This is a genomic window from Saccharomonospora iraqiensis subsp. iraqiensis (assembly GCF_000430445.1).
GTDB lineage: Bacteria > Actinomycetota > Actinomycetes > Mycobacteriales > Pseudonocardiaceae > Saccharomonospora > Saccharomonospora iraqiensis.
This window is the reverse complement of sequence record NZ_KE387105.1, coordinates 19,916-22,762: the sequence shown is the minus strand read 5'-3', so window position 1 is coordinate 22,762 and position 2,847 is coordinate 19,916. Positions and strand designations below refer to the sequence as shown.

Sequence of the window (2,847 nt, the reverse complement as noted above, 5' to 3'; positions counted from 1 at the left end):
GCGCCGACGGGGCCGGGACGCCGGCGGCGCCCGCCGCCGGGCCGGGCGAGCGGGAACACGCTCATCGGTCCTCCTCCCCCGAACTCGCGAGCCTCCTGGTGAGCAGGAAGTTGACCAGCGCGAACACGATGATCAGCAGGAACAGCACCCAGGCGACGGCCGAGGCGTAGCCGAGGTCCCCGCGTTCGAACGCGGTCTGGTACATGTACAGCGTGATCGTCTGGAACTGGTGGGTGGAGCCGCCGTTGTTCGACCCCGGCAGGGCGTCGAACAGCTTCGGCTCGGTGAAGATCTGCAGCCCGCCGATCGTCGAGGTGATCACCACGAAGATCAGCGTGGGGCGCAGCATCGGCAGTGTGACGGTGACGAACCGGCGCACCGCCCCGGCACCGTCCACGATCGCGGCCTCGTAGATCTCCTTCGGGATGGCCTGCATCGCGGCGAGCACGATCAGCGCGTTGTACCCGGTCCAGCGCCAGTTCACCATGATCGCGATCGCGACGTGGCTGGAGAACCGGTCGGCCTGCCAGTCGATCCGGTCCAGGCCCAGGGTCTCCAGGATGCCGTTGACCAGTCCGTAGTCCGGGCCGAACAGGTTGGCGAAGATGATGCCCAGCGCCACCAGGCTGGCCACGTACGGCATCAGCACGCCGACCCGCCACCCGGTGGAGAACCGCAGCCCGGTGTTCAGCAGCGCGGCCAGCAGCACCGCCGTGACGATCTGCGGCCCGCTGGAGAGCACGAAGATGCTCAGCGTGTTGACCAGCGTCTTCCAGAACTGGCCGTCGCCGAGCAGCAGCGCGTAGTTCTCCAGGCCGACGAAGGTGGGGCTGTCGTCGATCAGTCCCCGCTCGAACAGCGACACGTACGCCGTGTACAGCAGCGGGAACAGGCCCACGATGCCGAAGATCACGAAGAACGGCGCGACGTACAGGTACGGCGACCAGCGCACGTCCGCCCGGTTCAACCGGTCGCGCCACGACGGGCCCGAGGGGGAGGAGGTCCCCTCGGGCGCCGTCGTGGTCTCCACCGCACTCATTCGCGTTCTCCCCGGTCAGCGCGCGATGCGTTCGGCGGAGTCGACGAACCGGCGCCAGGCCTGTTCGGGAGTGGCGCCCTGTTCGACGGTCTGCAGCGCGGTCGTGGCCGCGTTCTCCTGGATCTGCCCGTCGCCGGGGCCCTTGTACTGGGCGTGGTCGACCTTGCGGGCCTGGGCGGCGAACAGCTCCCCGGTCGGTGCCCCACCGAAGTACTCGTCGGTGGTCGAGGTCAGCTCCGGTGCGTCCAGCGCCTCCACCTGACTCGGGAAGGCACCGCTGGCCTCGAAGGCGGTGATCTGCTGTTCCGGCGCGGTCAGCCACGCGGCGAGCTTCGCCGCTTCCTCGGGGTGTTCGGTCTGGGTGGGCACGGCCAGGTAGGAGCCGCCCCAGTTGCCGCCCCCGCCGGGGAAGGCGTCGGTGACCGCCCAGTCACCCGCGTGCTGGTCGCCCGCCTGGCCCTCGATGATGCCGAGCATCCAGGCGGGACAGGTCTTCGTGGCGAAGGCGGACTCCTGGAACCCGCTGTTCCACTCGTTGCTCATCGCGACCAGTCCGGCCGACTGTCCCCGCTGCACGGCCGCGGTCACCCGGTCCCAGTTCTCCCGGATGCCCGGGTTGGAGCCGACCGTGAGGGTGTTGTCCTCGTCGAAGTAGCCGACCTCGAGCTGGTTGTGCATGGCGTTGAAGATCTGCGCCGCGGAATCGAACCAGGCGACGCCGTCCGAGCCGGCCAGGAACTCGTCGCCCGCCTCGAAGTAGCTGTCCCAGGTCTCGAACAGCGGCTTGACCTCCTCCGGGTCCGAGGGCAACCCGGCCTCGGCGAAGAGATCCCTGCGGTAGCACATCGCCAGCGGGCCGATGTCGGTGCCGTAGCCGATCAGCCTGCCGTCGGAGTCGACGCCACCGTCGTACTTCCAGTCCAGCCAGCGCTCCGGGCCCACCCCGTCCGGGCCGATCTCGGTCAGGTCGTGGAAGCGCTGGGAGGCGTCCAGCACGTCGGCCATGTAGCCCTCCTCCACGGCCACGACGTCCTCCAGGCCGGAGTTGCCGCCGAGCTTGGTGAACAGGGCCTGGTGGTACGGACCACCCTGGCCGGTCTTGCGGGGCACGATCCGCACGTCCGGGTTCTGGCGCTCGTACTCGGCGTAGAGCTCCTCGTACCCGAACTCGCCGAACGTGGCGACGCTGAGTTCGATCGTGCCGTCGTCGGCCCCGCCTCCCCCGCAGGCCGCCGTCACGGCGGCCAGGGCGGCGGCCGAGGTCACGGCGAGGGTCCGGCGCAGGCCACGCCGGGGACGTCCGGGGGGACTCTGCGGTGGTTGGTGGGACAGATGCTCGTGTCTCGGCTGGTGCTGCGGTGAGTGTCGCACGGTAACCCCTCATTGGGTCGGCTGCCACGAGACCGGGAGCTTTGGGAGCGCTCCCAGCGATGGCGAGCAGAGTGCCGTCTCACCCGTGCGGGTGTCAATGGGAGGTCAGCGGCTTATGACCTGGTTGTTACCGAAACCGCCGTTCCATTCGCACCGGCCCGCACGCCGGTCGGCGGCATCGATTTGGGAGCGCTCTCACCATGTGTCAGCCGGGGACCGCGGCCGGGGCCGGGTCGGCGTAGCCGGGCAGGCCGTAGGCGCGCGCGATCGTGCGCTCCACCTCGGCGCAGTCGACGCCGCCCTCCTCGGCGACGGTGAACCCGAGTTCCAGCAGCAGGAACCCGATCGACCGCAACTCCGCCTCGGCGGCGGTGTCCCGCCCCCCCCCCGGCCCGCTCCGCGGCGTCCGTGCGCCGGTACAGGCGCCCGGTCTCGCC

General features: G+C 70.1%; 2 protein-coding genes and 1 pseudogene. All 3 read right to left on the bottom strand.

All coding sequences use genetic code 11. The features are described 5' to 3' along the window. Positions 1–61: 61 nt before the first annotated feature. On the bottom strand, positions 62–1,039 hold the full coding sequence (locus ACTIR_RS0115300; RefSeq protein ID WP_026454936.1) for a carbohydrate ABC transporter permease: 978 nt from the start codon (positions 1,037–1,039) through the stop codon (positions 62–64). A 15-nt stretch (positions 1,040–1,054) separates the two neighbouring features. Then, entirely contained in the window at positions 1,055–2,305 is a 1,251-nt protein-coding gene (locus ACTIR_RS0115295) for an ABC transporter substrate-binding protein (protein ID WP_026454935.1), read from the bottom strand. A gap of 310 nt (positions 2,306–2,615) precedes the next feature. Then, positions 2,616–2,847: pseudogene (locus tag ACTIR_RS27555) on the bottom strand (hypothetical protein); the annotation flags it as partial.

What these genes read in the sequence shown, in the direction of transcription:
- ACTIR_RS0115300 (WP_026454936.1), bottom strand. Translation starts at nt 1,039, where the DNA reads ATGAGTGCGGTGGAGACCACGACGGCGCCCGAGGGGACCTCCTCCCCC.